Genomic DNA, 1,388 nt, shown 5'->3' with positions numbered 1-1,388 from the left:
CTGAGAAAAAGGTGGCTGAACAACGGCAAGCCCCAGCGCGCCACCTGTTGTTCGGGTGCGTGACCTATCAGGGAGACGGTGGGCCATGCATGCAGCAAGCCTGACGTTCTCAGCATGGAATTGGGCACCTCCAGGACAATCGCCCCCACCGTTCTGCCGGCGAAAAAGTTCACCTGGCTGTCGAACGCCTCGGGTTCATAGGTGCCACGAGCGAATGCGGCTTGGAACTTCGCGAGCGCGGCAGCGTCGCCACCGAAGACGTCCTGGACGACGCCGGCGAATACCCGAACGCCGTCGCTGCCCAGGATCGTCGAACCCGTCGTACCGACTGCGATGACCTCACCGCCTGCCCCGCTGGTGGCGTCTTCCCCTGTGGCGTAGCGAACTTCGATGCGCTGTGCGTGAGCCTCACCCTTATCGGTGGAGACGTGGACGACTTCGCCGGCGCGAAATTTGATCGCGACGTCCTCGCGTTGATCGCCATCGGTGTCGATTCGGAAGACATAGAGAGCTTCGTCTCGAAACGGTGCGACCGTGTCCGCGTCGGCAGTGGGATTGATGGTCATCGCCATCACCGTCGTGTCCTCGGTGCCGGCGAAAAGGTAGAAGTCACACAGGTCGAGGCGGGGGTCTTCTCGGGCAGTGGGGGTGTCGAAGTGGTGGGACATAGGGAGGGCCTCCTTGCCGGGCGTTACGTAGTCGTGGCATGTAGCCAGCGGTTTCAAATGGACGAGTCGATCAACAGCGGCAGCTTGCGGTAACAGGAGCCGGATGCAGCGAATCGGGTAAAAAGCGAGCCCAGCTGCGTACCAACCGGTACAATGGGGATGGCGGGCTGTCGTGGATAGCTCTGAGGATTGATCAGTGATGATACCTACACCGCACGGACCATCACCGTCCAGGCACCCGAAGCAACGGCAGCATTCCCAGAAACCGTAGACGTGGCCGGCAACGACGTAAGACGCTCTCGCGGATGCAATTTCGAGCGGTCCTCCCTCAGATTGCCGGTGGCCACCCCCAACGCGACCCTCAAGGAATGGACTCAGGGGTCCAAAGTGCAGTAATCTTCGACTCTCCACAATCGAATATGGTCGCGCCTTGCGGGAGGAGGTTACGCAGATTGAGTCACGTTTCGTCATGTGGTCTGTACGAGGTTTCCTCTGAGAGTTGCTCGACCAGCTCGGAGAGGTTCTCCCACGATCCACCAAGCAAACGAGATCCGAGGAGCGGATATGAGCGTGATCAGCAGGGGGTTCGGCGCCGGGCACAGCAACGGTGGCGGCGGGCGCCTCCCGCCGGGGCAACACGAGACGCACGACTTCCCGGTGTTGTCTACAGGGCCGACACCTCAGGTCGATCGATCTACGTGGGCGTTGAATATTACCGAT

The 1,388-nt window shown here is 60.9% G+C and carries 1 protein-coding gene; it reads right to left on the bottom strand.

Features of this window, described 5'->3' with window-relative positions; all coding sequences use genetic code 11:
• Positions 1-668 (bottom strand): DUF4331 family protein (locus tag ABT116_RS46465; RefSeq protein WP_351647273.1); only part of this gene is annotated, 668 nt, incomplete at its 3' end.
• Positions 669-1,388 lie beyond the last annotated feature (720 nt).

It is taken from the genome of Streptomyces sp. NPDC002130 (genome assembly GCF_040296465.1).
GTDB lineage: Bacteria > Actinomycetota > Actinomycetes > Streptomycetales > Streptomycetaceae > Streptomyces.
The sequence above is the reverse complement of the archived record's forward strand: the minus strand, read 5'-3'. Positions and strand labels throughout refer to the sequence as shown.